Origin of the sequence: Catellatospora sp. NPDC049111, from assembly GCF_040648615.1 — a bacterium.
Lineage (GTDB): Bacteria > Actinomycetota > Actinomycetes > Mycobacteriales > Micromonosporaceae > Catellatospora > Catellatospora aurea.
Map to the genome: position 1 here is coordinate 33,380 of NZ_JBEZEB010000037.1, position 17,641 is coordinate 51,020.

17 protein-coding genes are annotated in these 17,641 nt (G+C 69.5%); 6 read left to right on the forward strand and 11 right to left on the reverse strand.

Translation table 11 applies throughout. The features are described from left to right. Positions 1-4: 4 nt before the first annotated feature. Positions 5-1,333, reverse strand: coding sequence for a rhodanese-like domain-containing protein (locus AB0B66_RS33580; RefSeq protein WP_360537596.1), 1,329 nt, complete (start codon positions 1,331-1,333; stop codon positions 5-7). A 122-nt stretch (positions 1,334-1,455) separates the two neighbouring features. After that, on the reverse strand, positions 1,456-1,725 hold the full coding sequence (locus AB0B66_RS33585) for a metal-sensitive transcriptional regulator (RefSeq protein WP_144128087.1): 270 nt from the start codon (positions 1,723-1,725) through the stop codon (positions 1,456-1,458). Positions 1,726-2,166: 441 nt separating this feature from the next. Between AB0B66_RS33585 and AB0B66_RS33590 the strand changes: the two genes are divergently transcribed. Both AB0B66_RS33590 and AB0B66_RS33595 read left to right on the forward strand, forming a co-directional pair. Continuing rightward, positions 2,167-2,523 carry a four-helix bundle copper-binding protein gene (locus AB0B66_RS33590; protein ID WP_360537598.1) on the forward strand — a complete coding sequence of 119 codons (357 nt, stop codon included), beginning with the start codon at positions 2,167-2,169 and terminating at the stop codon, positions 2,521-2,523. 129 nt (positions 2,524-2,652) lie between these two features. Continuing rightward, a complete protein-coding gene (locus tag AB0B66_RS33595) occupies positions 2,653-3,309 on the forward strand; it encodes a methyltransferase domain-containing protein (RefSeq protein WP_360537600.1) in 657 nt (218 codons plus the stop codon). A gap of 251 nt (positions 3,310-3,560) precedes the next feature. Here the strand turns inward: AB0B66_RS33595 and AB0B66_RS33600 are convergent, their stop codons facing one another. From AB0B66_RS33600 to AB0B66_RS33620, 5 genes are all read right to left on the reverse strand, one after another. Then, positions 3,561-4,196, reverse strand: a complete 636-nt coding sequence (locus AB0B66_RS33600; protein ID WP_360537602.1) for a DUF305 domain-containing protein — start codon at positions 4,194-4,196, stop codon at positions 3,561-3,563. A 155-nt stretch (positions 4,197-4,351) separates the two neighbouring features. Then, complete coding sequence (locus AB0B66_RS33605; protein ID WP_360537604.1) at positions 4,352-4,576, reverse strand: cation transporter; 225 nt, start codon at positions 4,574-4,576, stop codon at positions 4,352-4,354. Continuing rightward, positions 4,573-5,655 carry a sulfite exporter TauE/SafE family protein gene (locus AB0B66_RS33610; RefSeq protein ID WP_360537606.1) on the reverse strand — a complete coding sequence of 361 codons (1,083 nt, stop codon included), beginning with the start codon at positions 5,653-5,655 and terminating at the stop codon, positions 4,573-4,575. The genes AB0B66_RS33605 and AB0B66_RS33610 overlap by 4 nt, the downstream gene beginning before the upstream one ends. An 81-nt stretch (positions 5,656-5,736) precedes the next feature. Further along, entirely contained in the window at positions 5,737-6,129 is a 393-nt protein-coding gene (locus AB0B66_RS33615) for a hypothetical protein (RefSeq protein ID WP_360537608.1), read from the reverse strand. A gap of 61 nt (positions 6,130-6,190) precedes the next feature. After that, positions 6,191-6,583, reverse strand: a complete 393-nt coding sequence (locus AB0B66_RS33620; RefSeq protein WP_360537610.1) for a (2Fe-2S) ferredoxin domain-containing protein — start codon at positions 6,581-6,583, stop codon at positions 6,191-6,193. 639 nt (positions 6,584-7,222) lie between these two features. Between AB0B66_RS33620 and mgtA the strand changes: the two genes are divergently transcribed. Next, on the forward strand, positions 7,223-9,931 hold the full coding sequence (gene mgtA / locus AB0B66_RS33625; RefSeq protein WP_360537612.1) for a magnesium-translocating P-type ATPase: 2,709 nt from the start codon (positions 7,223-7,225) through the stop codon (positions 9,929-9,931). On the opposite strand, the gene AB0B66_RS33630 is transcribed toward mgtA, so the two are convergent. Next, positions 9,891-10,325, reverse strand: a complete 435-nt coding sequence (locus tag AB0B66_RS33630) for a hypothetical protein (protein ID WP_360537687.1) — start codon at positions 10,323-10,325, stop codon at positions 9,891-9,893. The two genes, mgtA and AB0B66_RS33630, sit on opposite strands and share 41 nt — an antisense overlap. A 192-nt stretch (positions 10,326-10,517) precedes the next feature. Beyond that, on the reverse strand, positions 10,518-11,771 hold the full coding sequence (locus AB0B66_RS33635; RefSeq protein WP_360537689.1) for an EAL domain-containing protein: 1,254 nt from the start codon (positions 11,769-11,771) through the stop codon (positions 10,518-10,520). Between the two features lie 668 nt (positions 11,772-12,439). Here AB0B66_RS33635 and AB0B66_RS33640 point away from each other — a divergent pair. From AB0B66_RS33640 to AB0B66_RS33650, 3 genes are all read left to right on the forward strand, one after another. Beyond that, a complete protein-coding gene (locus AB0B66_RS33640) occupies positions 12,440-14,302 on the forward strand; it encodes a multicopper oxidase (protein ID WP_360537614.1) in 1,863 nt (620 codons plus the stop codon). Positions 14,303-14,751: 449 nt separating this feature from the next. Further along, positions 14,752-15,720, forward strand: a complete 969-nt coding sequence (locus AB0B66_RS33645) for a TerC family protein (RefSeq protein WP_360537616.1) — start codon at positions 14,752-14,754, stop codon at positions 15,718-15,720. 138 nt (positions 15,721-15,858) lie between these two features. Continuing rightward, positions 15,859-16,167, forward strand: coding sequence for a MarR family transcriptional regulator (locus AB0B66_RS33650; RefSeq protein WP_360537618.1), 309 nt, complete (start codon positions 15,859-15,861; stop codon positions 16,165-16,167). 203 nt (positions 16,168-16,370) lie between these two features. On the opposite strand, the gene AB0B66_RS33655 is transcribed toward AB0B66_RS33650, so the two are convergent. Both AB0B66_RS33655 and AB0B66_RS33660 read right to left on the reverse strand, forming a co-directional pair. Continuing rightward, positions 16,371-16,760: a hypothetical protein gene (locus AB0B66_RS33655; RefSeq protein ID WP_360537619.1), complete on the reverse strand. Its 390-nt coding sequence runs from the start codon at positions 16,758-16,760 to the stop codon at positions 16,371-16,373. A 133-nt stretch (positions 16,761-16,893) separates the two neighbouring features. Continuing rightward, on the reverse strand, positions 16,894-17,478 hold the full coding sequence (locus tag AB0B66_RS33660) for a TetR/AcrR family transcriptional regulator (RefSeq protein WP_360537621.1): 585 nt from the start codon (positions 17,476-17,478) through the stop codon (positions 16,894-16,896). Positions 17,479-17,641 lie beyond the last annotated feature (163 nt).

Genomic DNA, 17,641 nt, shown 5'->3' on the forward strand with positions numbered 1-17,641 from the left:
GCGGTCAGCGGGTCAGGGCGGCGGCGACATCAGGCACGCCAGCGCCGTTAAGCGCCACGGGCTGGTAACCCGCACGCAGCAGTAGCGTCGCGGCGATGGCGGCGCGGCGGCCGGAGCCGCAGGCGATCAGTACCGGGCGGTCGCGGTCCAGCTCGGCGGGGATGCCGTCGGTGAGCAGGTCGGGCAGGAACCGCCGCACCGCACCGTTTAGGCCCGCGGACGCCTGCTCGCTGGGCATGCGCACGTCGAGCACCTGTGCGTCGGCGGCGGCGACGCGCTCGAGGAAGGTCGCCAGGTCGGCCAGCTCGAAGCGGGTGGTGGCCGCCTCGCCGAGCTCGAACACCACTCCGGCCACGCTGTCGATGCCGATCTGTGCCAGCTGCGTGACCGCATCAGCGACGTCCTGGCCGCGTTCGGCGACCAGCACGATCGGCTCCTGATACGGCAGCAGCCAGCCAGCCCAGGAGCCGAAGTCGGTGCCCAGCTCGATGCCGACCGCACCGGGCAGGTGCCCCGCGGCCAGCGCGGCGCGGGGTCGGATGTCAACCACATGGGCCGTCGCGGGGATCTCGGCGGGGGCCAGCTCGGGCAACGTGAGCGCGGGCATGGGCGGCACGCCGAGCGTGTTCGCCGGGCCCATGTGCTGGTAGAAGGCCGGGATGGGCATCGGCTCGGCCATCAGCCGCTGGGCGAAGGCCTCGGCATCGCCGATGGCCAGCAGCGGGTTAGTGTCGACCTCGGCGCCGATGGTGGAGGTGTAGCGGCCGGCGCCGCTGGACGTGCAGAACGAGCCCTCGCCGTGGGTAGGCAGCAGCTCTACGTCGCGGGGCAGTGCCGCCAGCCGGTGCAGCGAGCCGTACTGCAGCTTCGCCAAGGTACGGGCGCGGGGCCGGCCGAGCAGGTCAGGCCGGCCCGCGGAGGCGACCAGGAGGCTGCCGCCGGAGAACACGGCTACCGGTTCGCCGTCGATGAGCACCAGGTAGCTGGTGTGCTCGGGAGTGTGGCCCGGGGTGTGGATCGGCCGCAGGCTCAGTCCCTGCTCACCCTTGATGTCCTCCAGGTGGAACGCCTGTGTGTGTGGGTAGGCGGCGGCGGCCGCTGCGGGCAGGACCAGCTCGGCGCCGGTGCGCAGGGCGGCCTGCTCGCCACCGGAGACGTAGTCGTTGTGCAGGTGCGTCTCCAGCACGAACCGCAGAGCCACGTCGCGCTCGGCGGCCGCGGCCAGGAACCGGTCGATGTCGCGCTGCGGATCGACGAGCACGCCCTGACCCTCGTGGGTCAGCAGGTAGGTCTGGTCGCCCAGACCGGGCGTACGGAACGAGATGATCTCCACTTTTCACTCCTTCTCTATACCCCTGGGGGTATATTTCTTTGACACTTCGGCAGGCAAAATACCCCCGGGGGTATCTTCCGAGCCGGAAGAAGCCGACACCGGGGCCGGTGTCGGCTGAAGGATCAGGCGAGGGCCAGGAACAGCTTCTCGAGCTCGTCCTCGTTCATCGGCGGCTGCTCGCCGCGCTCACGGGCGCGCTGGCAGTGCCGAAGGCCGGACGCGACCAGCTTGAACCCGGCCCGGTCCAGGGCCTTGGACACGGCGGCGAGCTGGGTGAGCACCTTCTCGCACTCATCGCCGTCCTCAATCATCGAGATCACGCTGGCCAGCTGGCCCTGGGCGCGCTTGAGCCTGTTGAGGGCATCGCCAGCGAGTGCTTCGTTGAGCTGCATAGCCCCAACATACCCCCATGGGTATAGCGCGGCAAACCTAGAGCGCTACCACGCTCACAGCTGGGACAGGCGCTGGTTGTCAACGATGCGACGCTGTGCCGCTTCATGACGTGAGTCGCCCGACGTGGCCGCACCACGGCACGGGCGGTTCCTACATCGCTCTGCCGACCGGGTTTCTACGTCGACAACGGCAACCAGCTTCCGCTATGGGACCGGCTGCCCCAGCTGGCCTACTGGCTCGCGCCGGCCTTGGTGGGCGTGCCGTTGATCTGGTGGGCGCTCGGCCGCTACCACGCCGGCATCAGCACGAGACCACCGAACTCGCGCTAGCCGCCGCGTCGTGTGCCAAGGCGTGCCCCCCAAATCCGCCAACAGCCCTCCCGCCATAGGACCGCTCTCATATCGTGAGCTGGGGTTTCGTCGAGGCGGAGGGAGCCGATCATGCCTCGCAAGCAGAGCCACGCCACGATCATGCAACAGGGCGTCACCCACGCGCTGGAATGCCACCGCATCTGCGAAGAAACGATCACCCACTGCCTGCAGGCGGGCGGTAAGCACGTCGAGGCCGCGCATATCCAGCTGCTCACTGACTGCGCCGACATCTGCCGCACAGCGGCCGATTTCATGGTGCGGGGCAGCGAGTTCCACCCGGCGGTCTGCGCGGTCTGCGCCGACGTGTGCGAACGGTGCGCGATCGACTGCGAGCGCTTCAGCGGTGATGAGCAGATGGCCAAATGCGCAAAGGCATGCCGCGAATGCGCGCAGTCGTGCCGGCAGATGGCAGGCGCGCTGGCGTGAGCCTGCCAGCCTTCCTCACAGCCAGTGGTCGCTGCGGGGCCACGGCTCGCGACGGGCTCGCCCCGCCGACGGCCACAGCACGCCCCGACGCAGCAGCGGCCGGCGCGCAGCGACAGGACTGAATCGCCGGTGACCGAGAACTTGCCGAACCTGCAGCACCCGAGATTCGCGCGGTTCTACACACGCATCAGCACCCTGGCCGAAGCCCACGGCGCCGCCGCGCACCGTACCCGGCTGCTGGCCGGACTCACCGGATCCGTGATCGAGGTAGGGGCCGGCAACGGACTCAACTTCGCGCACTACCCGGCCGGCGTGACCGGTGTTCTGGCTGTCGAACCCGACGACACGCTACGCGAACATGCACAGCGGGCGGCACGCCACGCGCCTGTAGTGGTGGACGTCGTCGCCGGGCACGCCGATGCCCTGCCCGCCGCCGACGCGGTCTTCGACGCGGCCGTGACCTCGCTGGTCTTGTGCACCGTGCCCGACCCCGGGCACGCGCTGGCGGAGATCCGCCGTGTGCTGCGCCCCGGCGGTCAGCTGCGCTTCTACGAGCACGTCCGCTCCGACGAACCGGCGCTGGCCTGGCTGCAGGACAGGATCGCGCCGCTGTGGTCGCGGCTGGCCGGCGGCTGCCGACCCAACCACGACACCGAAACCGTGATCAGCGTCAACGGGTTCACGATCGACACCTGCGAGCGGTTCGGGTTCAGCCCTGCCCCAGGCATCCCCCGCTTTGCCCACATCCTCGGTAGGGCTCGACCGCGCGCCGACAGCGGTCGATGACTGACGTTTGGCTTTGTTCGCGCAGTTGAGGCATCAGTGTCGCTGAGTTGGGCCCCGGCGGGATCTGACGGAAGCTGGCTCTGAGCGAGGCCGCCGTGGATTTCACATGCGGTGCGGGTGACGCGACGCGAGACGGGCAAGCAGTTGGGCGTACGGTGCCCGAGGATGGCTCGGTCAGACCGCGGGGTCTGGTACGCGAAAGGGCGGATCCATCTGCCTGGACCAGGTCCGAGCAGCCACCTTCGGTCTCGTCAGCTGGTGGGGCTGGGTGTCGCTCCCAGCATCTGGCGCATCTGCTGGATCTGAGCGGTCTGGCTGGCTTGGATCTTTGCGGCGAGCTGCTTGACGGCCGGGTTGGCGCCACCGGCGATCTCGGCCTTGGCCATCGCGACCGCGTCCTCGTGGTGGGCGATCATCATCTGCAGGAACATGCGGTCGAACTGCTCGCCGGTCATGTTCTGCATCCGTCCCATGTCGGGCATCGGTCCCATCGACGGCATCATGCCGCGGCCCATCGGCGGCGACATCGACGGCAGTGCCATGCCGGGCCCCATCGACGGCACGGGCTTGCCCCACTGCTGCAACCAGGCGCTCATCTGCTCGATCTCGGGCTTCTGCTCCTGCTCGATCTCGACGGCGAGCTGCTTGACGTCGGCGTCGGCGGCCTTCTGGGCGGCCATCTGGGCCATCATCAGCGCCTGCTGATGGTGCGGGATCATCTGCTGGAGGAACTGCACGTCGGTGTCGTTGAACTGCTGTGTCGGGCTCGGCTGCGCCACCGCAGGCACCGGTGCGCTCTGCGTGGTCTGCGTGCCGGCGCAGCCGACCACGGTGCTCGCGGTGATCAGCGCTGCGGTGAGCGCCACGGTGCGAACGGCGTGACGCATGTCTGCCTCCCAGGGACGAGTCGCCTCGACAACCCTAAGTCCGAAAAGGGCTCATAGGTGGGGATATGCGTCAACTGGTGCGGCGCCGGTGGTGACCGGGCGGGCAGCCGCACGGTGCCGGTTGGTGGTACCGGCACCGTGCGGCGCGTGGTCGGTCAGGTCTGTAGCGCGTGGACGGCCTGGTATCCGGCGGCGGTGATCGCTGCGGCGATGACGGCCGGGTCGACACCGTTGTCGGCGGTCACGACGGTGCGGCCTTTGCGGACGCTGGTCTCGGCCCGCTGCACGCCGGGGACCTCGTCTTCGAGGGTCTCGTCGATGAGCAGCCCGCAGCTGGCGCAGTGCATCCCGCTGACGGTGAAGACGTAGGTGGTGCTCATGAGGTCTGCTCCGTGACGGTCAGGCGGCCGGTGTACATGCCCATGCCGCAGGAGTACCCCAGCGGGCCCGGCTTGAGGACGCCGAGGTCGATGCGGGTGTCGCCGTTGACGGGAAGGATTTTCTCGACGTTGAGGCTGGGAATGACGAACGACCGCACGCAGCCCTGCGCCTTGTCCGAGCGCACGATCAGCGTCGTGGGCAGCCCGGCAGCCACTTCAAGATTGGCCGGGGTGTAGGCGCCGGTGACCGCGCTGACGATCACCGTCTGGTGGCCGGCCTCGACGCTGACCCGGGGTCCGGTGACCGCCGCGGGGGCGTCGCCGGTCAGGGCCAGGGCGTAGGCGATCTGGCTGGCCGCGACCGGGGAGCCGGACAGTTCCAGGCCGCCGTTGAGGGTGTAGGCGCCCAGGGCCAGGATCAGCACGCCGGTCGCGACGGCCAGGCGCTTGGCCCAGGTGCCGGCGGCACGGCGGGCACGGGCGGCGGCGAAGCCGAGCACGGTGAACAGCGGCGCGGTCCCCACCACGAACACGGCCATGATCAGCGCGCCCTGCCACGGCGACCCGGACGCCACGGCCAGGGCCATGACCGACAGCGTCACCCCGCAGGGGATCAGGACGCTGGCCACGCCGAGCACGGCCGGAGCGAGTGCGGACTGCGAGCGGGCGCGGCCGCGTACCAGCCGGGTCCAGGAGGCCGGGGGAGTGAAGGTCAGGCCCTGGAACGCCTTGACGCCCAGCTGGCCGAGGCCCATGGCGATGATCAGCAGCCCGGCGCCGATCTGGACCATGGCGCGCAGGTGCATGCCGAGCTGCACCGCCGTGCCGAGGGCGCCGAGCAGGGCGCCCAGCAGGGCGTGGGAGGCGAGTTTGCCGACCAGGAACCCGCCGACGGGGGCGAGGTCGTCACCGACGCCGGCTTGCGCGACCGCAGCCGCACGGCGAGGGCTGGGGCCGGTGGTGACGGGTTGGCGCTGGCGGGATACCAGGCCGGCCAGGAGGCCGCCCTGCACCGCGGCGCACGACACGCCGCCGGCGAGCAGGCCGAGCAGTAGCACGGAGAAAAGACTTGTCGACACGGTGGAATGAAGCCTTTCGCAAGAAGGAGGAAACCAGCGGCACGACATCCACATCAGTGGATGCATGGGGGCGGGTTTCTCCTACGTGCGCAGGATGCACAACTGTGCGAGGGTCGCCGCGCGGGGCAGCGGCCCGACAGGGCGCACCAGAGCCTGGCCGGCCCGTCGCAGCGGCGTCAGCACCCGAGCCGGTTGGGCCAGCAGCAGCAGCGCTGCGGCGATCGCAGCCAGCACGCTCATGCACGCCACGGCCAGGCTGCTGTGCCCGCCGCCGTCGGTGGGCTGGTCACCGTGCCCGGTACCGCCCGGGTGCCCGTCGTGGCCTGCGTCGGCTGCCATCGCCGCCGGCATCAGCAGCGGGGCCATGTCGTCGGTGCACTGCCACGACTGCCACAGCCCGAGCCCTGCCAGCAGCAGCGCGACGAGCACGACACGCAGCGGCATCGCCGCTCGTCGGGTCGCGCTGTGCTGCATGGCAGAAGGATACGGGGTGCGTCTGGCCGCGCTCTGCCGCTGCCGCTGCGCCGCAGAGGGATCAGCGTGCATCGGCTGGCTCGGTCGCGGCGATGCGACGACCAGGTGGCTGCACATGCGGGACCAGCCGCTCCGGTGGGTCGGCGACCCCGGGCCCGCCTGCAGCGATCCAGTCGACGACGGCCTGGGTCAGCGTCGCGTCGAGGATGCGCCCGAGCCAGGTGACCCGGCCGCCGGCGGCACTGCCGGCAGGGCTGGGCAGCACCACGATCGTGTTGCTGCGCTCGCAGTTGCCCAGGCAGCCGGTGACCGCCAGGTCGACGCCCGCAGCGGCGCTTAGCTGGTCGACCTGCTGCCGGTGGTCGGTGTCGGGATGTTTGTCGGTCGTGCCGCAGCAGCAGCCGCGGCACAGCACGACCCGGCAGGTGCCTGCCGCAGGGATGGGGGAGGACATGCGGAGTGTGGCCTTCCGGGCGGGGTGCGCCGGTGGCGCCGCCCGGACTCGGGCGTCGCCACCGGCGCTGTGTGGTCAGGGGCGTGCGGTGACGGTGTCGTGGGCACGGCCTCATTCTGTGGGGTGATCCTCCTGCGCACCGCTTGGACGGTCGGGATCGCTTGGTCGCGCGACCAAGGCGTGGCCACACCGATCAGCCGGTCATGATCGCGTACCACGGCCATCGAAGCATGATCGAACCGGTGGCCCCGCAGCGACGCGAGCACGGTGTGCACGGGCCTGCCGGCGCGGCGATCAGCACGTTTCGCCTGGCGTGCCGCGGGGTGAAGCCCAATAGTTGGCCAGCCTTCGGTCCGGCGGTCACCGGAGCCCGTCGCATGTCGCCGTGCTCACGAGTCGACTGTGCATCTCGACCGGGCGACATGGACGCAAATGTGCCACGCCGGCTCGCTGTCGCGTGTGCCGTCTTCGGGCAGCCCGTGACCAGGGAGACTTGGCTGGCCCGGGTCGTTTGGCCCTGGCCGGCGGTGGCGGGCAGAGCGATGCTGGACGCGTGATCGTGGCTGCCGTGCCACTGGGCGATATATGCCCGATTAGGCGGAACATTGCTCTTGACCTGAGTCTGCCAGGGCCATGGTCATGACCGCATCCACCGCTGTGCAGCCGGGCACGTCGGCGCCGCTGGAGGTGGCGGCGGTCGCCGCGCTGCCTGCGGCCGACGTGCTGCGGCGGTTGGACGCCAGCGCGCAGGGTCTGACCAGTGCGCAGGTCAGGCAGCGGCTGGCCCGGTACGGGCCGAACGCGGTGTCGACGCATCGGGCCAGGGCGCTGGTGGTGCTGTGGCATCAGGTCCGTTCGCCGCTGCTGGGGTTGCTGCTGGCCGCTGCGCTGGCGTCGGTGTTCTTCGGGCAGGGCACCGATGCGCTGATCATCGGGGTGATCGTGGCGGCGTCGGTCGGGCTCGGCTTCGTCAACGAGTACCGGGCGGAGAAGGCCGCCGAGGCGCTGCATTCGCAGATCCGCGACGACACGCTGGTGATACGCGATGGCGGGCCCGTCGAGGTGGAGGTGACCGGTCTGGTCCCGGGCGATGTGGTCGACCTGCGGCTGGGCGATGTCGTCCCGGCCGACCTGCGGCTGCTGCACGTGGCCGGGCTGGAGTGCGACGAATCGATCCTGACCGGCGAATCCCTGCCGGTAGGCAAGGACATCGGTGTGACGCCCGAGGGCGCCGGCCTGGCCGACCTGTCCGGGTGTGCGCTGATGGGCACCGTCGTGCACGCCGGCGGCGGCCGTGGCGTGGTGGTGGCGACCGGCGCACGCACCCAGTTCGGGCGTATCGCCGCCGGGCTGTCCGGCCACCAGACCGAGACCGAGTTCCAGGTCGGGCTGCGGCGCTTCTCCATGCTGCTGGTGTATGTCGCCGCCGCCCTCACCGTGTCGATCTTCGCCATCAACGTGGCACTCGACAAGCCGATACTGGACGCGCTGCTGTTCTCGCTGGCGATAGCGGTCGGCATCACCCCGCAGCTGCTGCCCGCGGTGGTCTCCACCAGCCTCGCCGCCGGATCACGGAAACTCGCCGCCCGCAAGGTCCTGGTCAAACGCCTCGTCTGCATCGAGGACCTCGGCGATATCGACGTGCTGTTCACCGACAAGACCGGCACGCTGACCCACGGCCGGATCAGCTTCATGCGGGCCGTGCCCGCCGACCCCGCCCGTGGGGACCTGCCGCTGCGGTGGGGGCTGCTGGCCAGCGACACCACCGCGGCCGGAGGGCATACCGTCGGCGGCAACCCCCTGGACGCCGCGCTCTGGAGCTCCCCGGCGGCGGACACCGCGCACGACGCGATCGCGGACTTCCAGAGGCTGTCGGTGCTGCCGTTCGACCACGACCGGCAGATGACCTCCGTCCTCGTCCGGGACCGCGACGGTACTCAGACCGTGGTCGTGAAAGGCGCCCCTGAGGCCGTGCTGCAACGCTGCACCGACGTGCCTGCGACGGCACAGGAGGCGCTGGCGGCCGAGTTCAGCGCAGGAAACCGTGTCATCGCCGTGGCCGCGAAACCCGCGGCCGGGCTCGACGTGGTGACCGCCGCCGACGAGAAGGACCTGCACTATGCCGGGTTGCTGGTCTTCCTCGACCCGCCCAAACCAGACGCCGCCCGAGCCCTGGCCCGCCTCGCCGCTCTCGGCATCACCGTCAAAGTGGTCACCGGCGACAACCCCACCGTGGCCGCCAAGGTCTGCCACGACCTCGGCCTGCCCGACGGCCACACCTTGACCGGCACGGACGTCGACGCCCTCGACGACACCGGTCTCGCGGCAGCGATCGCCACCACGTCCGTGTTCGCCCGGGTCAGCCCCGAACACAAGGCACGCATCGTACGGGTGCAGCGCCTCACCGGCGGCGATGTCGCGTTCCTCGGCGACGGCGTCAACGACGCGCTCGCCCTGCATGCCGCCGACGTCGGGATCTCCGTAGACTCCGCCACCGACGTCGCCAAGGACGCCGCCGACGTGATCCTGCTGGAGAAGGACCTCGATGTCCTAGCCGACGGCGTCGTCGAAGGCCGGCGGATCTTCGCCAACACCATCAAGTACGTGCTGATGGGCACCTCCAGCAACTTCGGCAACATGTTCTCCGCCGCCGGCGCCTCCCTGTTCCTGCCGTTCCTGCCGATGCTGCCCTCGCAGATCCTGCTCAACAACCTGCTCTACGACACCAGCCAGCTGGCCATCCCGACCGACAACGTCGACGAGGAGCAGTTGCGCCGACCCTCGCACTGGGACATCCGGTTCATCCGCCGGTTCATGCTCTACTTCGGGCCGTTCAGTTCCGTGTTCGACTTCGCCACCTTCGCGATCATGCTGTCGGTGTTCCACGCCGGGCCCGCGCTGTTCCACACCGGCTGGTTCGTGGAGTCCCTGGCCACCCAGACGCTGATCATCTTCGCCATCCGTACCCGCCGGACGCCGTTCTACCGCAGCCACCCCAGCCTCCCGCTGACTTTGGCCGCGCTGGGCGTCGTCGCCGTCGGAGCCGTCCTGCCCGCCACGCCGATCGCTGCCGTGCTGGGATTCCAGCCCTTGCCCGCCGGATACTTCGCCGCACTGGCCGGCATGGTCGTCTGCTACCTGAGCCTGGTCGAGGTCGGCAAGCGACTCTTCTACCGTGCCGCCGGACCCACCGCGGTCACCAAGACGCCCACCATGCAACGCCACCAACGCCGCCGCGCCACCCGGTTCCGCACCCGCAAGGAACCACAGGAACACCGCCGCACCCAGACCACCACGCCGCAGCACGCTACGCAGAGCAAACCCGCGCAGAGCCAGATCGGCCGCTAGGGACTTCGGGCGGGGCCGGGGTCCCCCTCCCCCCGCCTGCGCACCGTTGGCCGGCGGGCGAGTGCGACCCGGTGGAATTCCGCGTGACCGATGGCGCGGTCGCCGCTGACTCCAATGGTGCCACGACACGATCGAACCGTTGATCGGGCCGGGTGCCGATTACATCGGCTTGAGTCCAACGGGGCCTCAGTCGGCGGACGGCTTGTCCCGGTCGGACTCCTCGGCGGACTCGGCATCCTGCTTGGTCGCTGCACGGCGCCGATGGCGTGCTCGGGAGGGCCGTACACCTTGTGGAGCGCAGCGGGTTGACGCCGGTGTTGCGGAAGTTGTGCCTGGTGCCGGCGGGCACGGCCACCGGTTCGCCCTGTGCCACCTGCGTGGTCTGGCCGTCCATGTCCGCCTTGCCGCCGCCGCTGACGGAGGTGAGGAGATCTGGTCGGTGTGGTCGTGCGTCGCGCAGGCCGTCTCGTGACGAGTCGTCGTCGTGCCCGGCGTACCAGCTCACCCAGTTCGGCCACGGGCCACCGCATCGGGGCAGACGTGCCGTGCCCCGCCAGCGATCTGAAGGCTTTGCGTCTGGGCCGGCCTATAGCTGGGGTGCTTCGGGAGGCAGCGAGGTGACGCGACTCATGAGGGCGTGCAGCGCCTCGATGACGATCCTGCGGTCGTAGGTCAGCACGGCGTCGTAGAGTTGCGCTTCGCCGTCGGTGCGCCCGGGTTCGATGTGGCGGGCGAGCATCGCGGCGGCGAAGTGGCTGCCGACTGCGATGAGGGCGCATTCGTCCAGCAGTGGGTCGGTGTCGGGCAGCGGCACGATGTGGACGTCGGCTCCGAGGGGAGCCAGTGGTTCCCGGCCGAAGACGGCCACGCCGACGCCGCGTTGCGCTATGTGGTTGTAGGTCTTCCAGGCCCGGTCGTCGAAGGGTGTGGTCTTGGAGACTGCGGCGAACAGGATGCGTACGGCGTCGGTGTGCAGGGCCATGTCCTCCAGGAGGGCGCACAGGGGCACGAGCATGTGCTGGCTCATCGGTAACGTCTGGGCGCGACCGCGGATCGCTGCGAACGGGGTTGCGGCATAGTCCGGGTACGGGGTGACTCGGGGTAGCGGCTCGGGGGACAGGGCGAGGGTGGTCGGCAGTTGTCCGGGTCTGCCGAACAGCCAGCCCTGGCCGAGGGTCGCGCCCATCGCGCGGGCGGCGTCGAGGTGTTCTGGGGTCTCGATGCCCTCGCACAGCAGTGCGGCGCCGGTTGCCTGGGCTTCCACTTTCACGGAGTTGAGGACGTACGTGCGTGCCCACGACGGTTCGATGCCTTGGGTGATGCTGCGGTCGATTTTGATCACGTCCGGTGCGAGGATCGAGATCATGTTCAGGCTGAACGGGTCGACGCCGACGTCGTCGATCGCGATCCGGCGGCCCTGCTGACGGAACGCGGCCACCGCATGCAGGATGGACGCGGGGTCGCCGCCCCGGCGTTCGGTTATCTCCAGGACGAGATCCAGTTCCCGCAGCGCACGTCGGTAGGTGGGTTGCAGGTCGGCCGGGCAGGCGGTGCCGAGCGAACTCGGGTTCACGTTCAGGAACAGGGGGACATGGCGCAGGCCGAGGTCGAGAGCCTGGGCGCAGGCGGCGACACCGCAGATCCAGTCGAGGTCGGCCGTCATGCCACGACGTGCGGCCTCAGCGAAAAGCGCCGTCGGAGAGTGGTAGCGACTGCCGTCGGGGCCGCGGGCCAGTGCCTCGAATCCGACCGGCCGTCCATCGTTGAGCGAGACGACCGGCTGAAAAACCGGATGAACAGCGCGGGCGGCGACTATGGCGTCGAAATCATCACTTGCCATGGACACGGCTCGCATCCCGGCCCCCAGACGTTCGCGTCGTCGACTATTGATCTTAGCGCGGCCAGCGGCGGGCCGACTCGGTGGCAAGGCACCCTGGCTCGGACATAACGACAGCGCGTGCGCCCATCGCCTTCGAGCGCTGTCCAAGGGACGGTCGCGTAGCAGCAACGGCGCGGCCCGTCGCGCGCTGACAGTCCGCCGTGATCGACGGCTGGCAGCCGCACGTCGCTGCCAGCCCGGCGGCACCACCGTGGTGTCGGGCGTCCGCGTCAAGGCCGCGCACAAATCCTTCAGTCCACCCTCGTCCCTCGGTGGCGCCGCGCCGGGCTCGCCGGAGCGATCCAGCTCCTCGCTCACCGCTGACGGCGGCAAGCCGACCACTGACATGGGCTACGTCTGCAGACCGCCGCGGGCGATGGCTCGGGCAGCAGATCTTTCCCACACCGGAACTGCCGGACTCCAACCAGGGCGTATCCGCCTTCGTGTCCCGCAGTTAGTCCGATCAGTACCTACCCTCCGTGGCGTAATGCTGACTTTCCGTAGTCAGCGGAGATCGCTGATGCGCCCCAACGAACCAGCAACGAGAGGTGCCGCCTCAGCGGCAGAAGGCGTAGTGAACTGTGGAAAGACGACAACTTCTCATGGCTGGCGCCGCCGGGGGCGCAGCCATGCTCATCTCTGCGCGTGCCGGATGGGCGTGGGCGGCAAAGAACGGCAGGGCGGGCACCCTCGACCCGACGACCGTCCGCAAGTACGTGACCCCGCTGGTCATTCCACCGGCGATGCCACCGGCAGGCAAGGACGACGGCTACTCCCGGGTCGACCGATACCTCATCGGGATCCGGCAGTTCGCCCAGCAGATCCTGCCGCCAGGAATGCCGCGCACCGCGGTGTGGGGATACGGCTCGCTCAAGCAGCCGCACACGTTCAACTTCCCCGCCTTCACCATCGAGGCGGATGTCGACCGTCCGGTGCGTGTCACCTGGGTGAACGATCTGACCGACAGGAACGGCGACTTCCTGCCGCACCTGTTGCCGGTAGATCCCACGCTGCACTGGGCCAACCCTCCCGGCGGCGTCTCCCGCAGAGACAGCCGCCCCATCTTCGCCACGACCCCCGGCCCGTATCGAGGACCGGTGCCGATCGTCACCCACCTGCACGGCGGGCACACCGCAGAGGAGAGTGACGGCTACGCCGAGGCGTGGTATCTGCCCGACGCGAAGGACATACCCGAAGGCTTCGCTACCGTCGGTTCCTTCTACGACGAGTTCCGCACGAAGTTCGCCGAACAGCACGGGGCGCGCTGGAAGCCGGGCACGGCAACCTTCCAGTACGAGAACGACCAGCGGGCGACGACCGCGTGGTACCACGATCACTCCCTCGGCATCACCCGGCTGAACGTCTACGCCGGCCTGGCCGGCTTCTACCTGCTCCGCGGCGGGAAGTCGGACCTGCCGAAGGGCGTGCTGCCCGGGCCGTCGCCGGCCCTGGGCGACCGGCCCGGCACCAGGTACTACGAGATCCCGATCGCCGTCCAGGACCGCTCGTTCAACGCCGACGGCTCCCTGTTCTACCCCGACAGCAGGGCCTTCTTCGACGACGCCGGCCCGTACATCCCTGACGGTCCCTTCCCCCCGATCTGGAACCCCGAGTTCATTGCGAACGCGATGGTGGTCAACGGCAACACCTGGCCGGTGCTCGAGGTCGAGCCGCGCCGATACCGACTGCGCCTGCTCAACGGGTGCAACTCCCGGTTCCTGATCCTCAAGATCGTGTCGGATCCGCTCGCCTCCCGACCAGCGCCCGCGGCGCTGCCAGTGTGGCAGATCGGCAACGACGGCGGCTTCCTGCCGGCACCGGTCGAGCTGCGACGACTGCTGATCGCCAACGCCGAGCGCGCCGACGTCATCGTCGACTTCACCGGCCTGCGCGAGGGCACCGAGCTGTACCTGATCAACGAAGGCCCCGACGGGCCGTTCACCGGAGGCGACTTCGTCCCGGCCGACCCGGCCACCACCGGGCAGGTGATGAAGTTCGTCGTCGGCCGGCTCACCGGCAAAGACAAGAGCGTGCCGCCGGACCAGCTCAAGCTGCCCTTCATCAAGCCGCTTGGACCGCCGAGCGTCACGCGCCGGCTCTCCCTCAACGAGAAGCTGGAGGACGACAAACCCGTCGAACTGCTGCTCGGCACGGTCGACGACGCCGGAGCAGCGGTCCCCCTGGCCTGGGCCGACCCGATCACGGAGAACCCCGCACTGCACGCCACCGAGATCTGGGAGTTCGAGAACTTCACGGCCGACGCGCACCCGATCCACATCCACGAGGTGCAATTCGAGGTGGTCGGGCGCGGTGCCGACGGCAACCAGCCGCCGGAGCCTTGGGAACTGGGCGCGAAGGACACCGTGATCGCCTACCCCGGCCAGCTCACCCGCGTGAAAGCCCGGTTCGACCTACCCGGCCGGTACGTCTGGCACTGCCACATCCTCGAACACGAGGACAACGAGATGATGCGGCCTTACCAGATCGGATAGGCGGCACGCGAGCACGGGCGCGGGCGGTGGCCCTGATCAGGCGACCACTGCCCGCGCGGTCACGCCCTTGGCCGCTGGTGCTGCCGGCAGGGTCATGGCCCCGCTGCTTTCTGATGTCCCCAGCCTGGGACGGTTCGGTCGCTCGGCCCGGTCGGCTGCGCGACGTTCGCGGTGAGCGTGTAGGCGTCGTTTGCCAGCGAGCACGGCGAGAGCGATCTCATCTTGGCGAGCTGGCTGGTCAGCGCCTTGCCAGGACTAGACATGCGAACCACTTTTCGCGTATTCTGAATCGTAGTTCGAGGGGGAGTACCCGAGGCACCACGCGACTTCGTCAATACGGCCCGGCCGTCCGGGACCCGGAGCCGCCGCCATCCCACGGGTTGGTTCGGGGAGACCGTCGACCGTTCACGCCGCGCCCGGTAGGGCTGCGCCGGTCGAAGGGGTCTTCGATGTCAGTGTCACTGTGGGCCTGGTCTGCTGTCATGGGCGCCGTGGCCGTCATGCTCGCCGTCGATCTGTTCCTGCACAGGGACGGCCACGAAATCGGCTTCCGGGAGGCGCTCGCCTGGTCCGGCATCTGGATTGCGGCCGGGCTGGCCTTCGGCGGCGTGCTGTGGTGGTGGCAGGGCGGCGAGGTCGCCGGCACCTATTACGCCGGCTATCTGATCGAGAAGGCGCTGTCGGTCGACAACGTGTTCATCTTCGCAATGATCTTCACTTTCTTCTCCGTGCCCACCGCCTACCAGCACAAGGTCCTGTTCTGGGGCGTGATCGGCGCGCTGGCCTTCCGGCTCGTGCTCATCTTCGTCGGGGCGGAACTGCTCAACGCCTTTCACTGGACCGCCTACCTGTTCGGCGCGTTCCTGATCTACACCGGCTACAAGATGGCCTTCAAGCACGACGGTGACATCGATCCGCGCCGCAACCTGCTGGTGCGGATCGTGCGCCGGGTCGTGCCCACCGACCCGGCATACCACGGCGACCGGTTCTTCACCCGGAAGGGCGGCAGGCGGGTGGCCACCCTGCTGTTCGTCGTGCTCATCGCGATCGAGGCCACCGACCTCATCTTCGCCGTCGACTCGGTCGCGGCGATCCTCGCCATCACCACCAGCACGTTCATCGTGTGGACCGCCAACGCCTTCGCGGTGCTGGGCCTGCGCAGCCTGTACTTCTGCCTGGCCGGGCTGCTGCGCCGGTTCGTCTACCTGCACTACGGCCTGGCGGTGCTGCTGGGCTTCGCCGGAGTGAAGCTGATCCTTTCCGAAACCCCGGTCGGCAAGCTGCCGATCCCGGTCACGCTCGGGGTCATCGTCATCACCCTGGCCATTTCGATCGTCTGGAGCATGACCGTCACCCGCCGCGACGCCGCCGCGCACACCGCCGAGCCGGACCGCCACAGGGTCACTCCGGCCGGATGACACGGCGTCGGTGACCGAGCCCCGGCCAAGCCTGCGGCACCGCCGCCCGGAGCCGGGGCTCGGCCGCCGGCGAACCGCCGTTCACGATGGCGCAATCGCGTCACCCGGTACGTGAATCGGCGCTCGTAGAATGTGCTCATGGCGCAGAAGGCCACCGGCACCCGGACGTGGACGTTCCTGACCAATCACGCCCACGTACTGCTGGCCCTGGCGCGAGAACCCGATGCCCGGCTGCGCGACGTCGCCGTCGACGTCGGCATCACCGAGCGAGCCTGCCAGGCGATCGTCCTGGATCTGGAGACCGCGGGCTACCTGGTGCGCCAACGGGTCGGGCGGCGGAACCAATACACCATCAACCCGGACGGCCCGTTCCGCCACCCGGCCGAGGCCGACCACCGCATCGGCGACCTCATCGCCCTGCTGGCCCCACCCCACGCCGAGCGCTAATCCGCATGATGTGCCCGTGAGGCGGTGAACCGCACCGCGGGCGAAGATTCCGCCGACGTCGGCAGCGCCCGACCGAGGCTCGCCGCCGGGCACCGAGGTCGGGCGCTACCGCGTCCGATCAGCGCCGACGTGGCGTCCCGGACCGAAGTTCCGGCGCCCCTGGAACGGGTCGGATGTGCTGATCGCTGTCAATCTGACTCGGTTCAGGCAACTACGACTGAGTCATGTGAGGCGACTGGTCGATGGGGGCTGCTCCGGTGTCGTCGACCGGTCACCCAGGTGACACGCACCGGACGGTCGGCATTCGCCTCGATGGTGAAGGCGGGGAAGTTGAACGTGTGCGGCTGCTTGAGCGAGCCGTATCCCCACACCGCGGTGCGCGGCATTCCTGGCGGCAGGATCTGCTGGGCGAACTGCCGGTTCCCGATGAGGTATCGGTCGACCCGGGAGTAGCCGTCGTCCTTGCCTGCCGGTGGCATCGCCGGTGGAATGACCAGCGGGGTCACGTACTTGCGGACGGTCGTCGGGTCGAGGGTGCCCGCCCTGCCGTTCTTTGCCGCCCACGCCCATCCGGCACGCGCAGAGATGAGCATGGCTGCGCCTCCGGCGGCGCCAGCCATGAGAAGGTGTCGTGCGGGCCGGTGCCGAGGCCGGGGTACCAGCGCTGCGGCTCAAGGTCGAGGAGGACCTTGCGCGGCGGTGGTGCGTGGTAGTGCTCCGGTGGGTTCAGGCGGCTGCGCAGGCAGCGTCGACAAGGGCCTGCGCGGCGGCCTTGGCGGCCTGCGGGCTTGTGGGGTCGGCGTCGAGGACGCCGGCGGACAGGCCGCCGTCGATGAGCAGGGTGAGCTGACGGGCGAGCAGGTCCGGGTCGGTGGCGCCGGCCCGGCGGGCCAGGTCGGTCACCCACGCGCGGACCACGTTCTTGTGCTCGACGGTGCGGGCGTGCACGTCGCTGCCTGCGGGGGACTCGGCGGCGGTGTTGATGAAGGCGCAGCCGTGGTAGCCCTCGCGGCGGCACGCAGTGGACAGGGCGTCGAACATGCCGACCAGCTGAGCGCGGGGGTCGCCGCCGGCGGCGCGGGCCGCGGCACGCAGACTGCCGAACCAGGCCTGGTCGACCTTGTCGAGGTATGCCAGGACCAGGTCGTCCTTGCGCGGGAAGTGCTTGTACAGGGTGGCCTTGGCCACGCCTGACTCGGCGATGACGGTGTCCACACCGACGCCGCGGGGGCCGTGAGCGTAGAAGAGCCGGAACGCCGTGTTGAGGATGCGCTCGCGGGCCGACTGTGCCACGTTGCCTACCTCGGTCATGAAATCGCACCTCCTGCTTCAGCTGACCCCACATCTTACAGACAAGTCTGTCCAGTCGTCCCGTGTGCTCTGATCACGCGCCCAAATGGTGCTTGCGGAGACGATGTTCTCGCCGGCTAACAGGCAGACAGACCTGTCTGTTAGTTTGTGTGCCCGGGGAGAC

Excerpts from the sequence above, each read along its gene's own strand:
- AB0B66_RS33585 (WP_144128087.1), bottom strand. The coding sequence starts at position 1,725 with ATGCAGCTCAACGAAGCACTCGCTGGCGATGCCCTCAACAGGCTCAAG.
- AB0B66_RS33590 (WP_360537598.1), top strand. The coding sequence starts at position 2,167 with ATGCCTCGCAAGCAGAGCCACGCCACGATCATGCAACAGGGCGTCACC.
- AB0B66_RS33600 (WP_360537602.1), bottom strand. The coding sequence starts at position 4,196 with ATGCGTCACGCCGTTCGCACCGTGGCGCTCACCGCAGCGCTGATCACC.
- AB0B66_RS33605 (WP_360537604.1), bottom strand. The coding sequence starts at position 4,576 with ATGAGCACCACCTACGTCTTCACCGTCAGCGGGATGCACTGCGCCAGC.
- AB0B66_RS33615 (WP_360537608.1), bottom strand. The coding sequence starts at position 6,129 with ATGCAGCACAGCGCGACCCGACGAGCGGCGATGCCGCTGCGTGTCGTG.
- AB0B66_RS33620 (WP_360537610.1), bottom strand. The coding sequence starts at position 6,583 with ATGTCCTCCCCCATCCCTGCGGCAGGCACCTGCCGGGTCGTGCTGTGC.
- mgtA (WP_360537612.1), top strand. The coding sequence starts at position 7,223 with ATGACCGCATCCACCGCTGTGCAGCCGGGCACGTCGGCGCCGCTGGAG.
- AB0B66_RS33630 (WP_360537687.1), bottom strand. The coding sequence starts at position 10,325 with ATGGACGGCCAGACCACGCAGGTGGCACAGGGCGAACCGGTGGCCGTG.
- AB0B66_RS33635 (WP_360537689.1), bottom strand. The coding sequence starts at position 11,771 with ATGGCAAGTGATGATTTCGACGCCATAGTCGCCGCCCGCGCTGTTCAT.
- AB0B66_RS33640 (WP_360537614.1), top strand. The coding sequence starts at position 12,440 with ATGCTCATCTCTGCGCGTGCCGGATGGGCGTGGGCGGCAAAGAACGGC.
- AB0B66_RS33645 (WP_360537616.1), top strand. The coding sequence starts at position 14,752 with ATGTCAGTGTCACTGTGGGCCTGGTCTGCTGTCATGGGCGCCGTGGCC.
- AB0B66_RS33650 (WP_360537618.1), top strand. The coding sequence starts at position 15,859 with ATGGCGCAGAAGGCCACCGGCACCCGGACGTGGACGTTCCTGACCAAT.
- AB0B66_RS33655 (WP_360537619.1), bottom strand. The coding sequence starts at position 16,760 with ATGCTCATCTCTGCGCGTGCCGGATGGGCGTGGGCGGCAAAGAACGGC.
- AB0B66_RS33660 (WP_360537621.1), bottom strand. The coding sequence starts at position 17,478 with ATGACCGAGGTAGGCAACGTGGCACAGTCGGCCCGCGAGCGCATCCTC.